Here is a 207-nt window from a genome sequence, read left to right as displayed (position 1 = left end):
GGTATTAAAACTAATGAGATATTAAATGCCTTATCTTTTAGCGTACACATTAAAAACTTAATAAATGAGAAGTACATGACCAATCCACCCTGCCGCAAATGCCGCTCTGAGTTTGTCTACCCAGATCAAGATGTATTGATGTGTCCTGAATGTGGATAGGAATGGAGCCCATCAGAGACGCTTGCAGAAGAAGCTCTGTTACAGATT

1 protein-coding gene is annotated in these 207 nt (G+C 39.6%); it reads left to right on the top strand.

From position 1 onward, the window contains the following. Positions 1-75 precede the first annotated feature (75 nt). On the top strand, positions 76-159 hold the full coding sequence (locus V6256_RS16300; protein WP_341599218.1) for a hypothetical protein: 84 nt from the start codon (positions 76-78) through the stop codon (positions 157-159). Positions 160-207: the final 48 nt, after the last annotated feature.

The sequence above is a fragment of the Psychromonas aquatilis genome (assembly GCF_038155185.1).
GTDB classification, from domain to species: Bacteria; Pseudomonadota; Gammaproteobacteria; order Enterobacterales; family Psychromonadaceae; genus Psychromonas; species Psychromonas aquatilis.
The sequence above is the reverse complement of the archived record's forward strand: the minus strand, read 5'-3'. Positions and strand labels throughout refer to the sequence as shown.

Coding starts and splice junctions, on each gene's coding strand:
- V6256_RS16300 (WP_341599218.1), top strand. CDS start 76: ATGACCAATCCACCCTGCCGCAAATGCCGCTCTGAGTTTGTCTACCCA.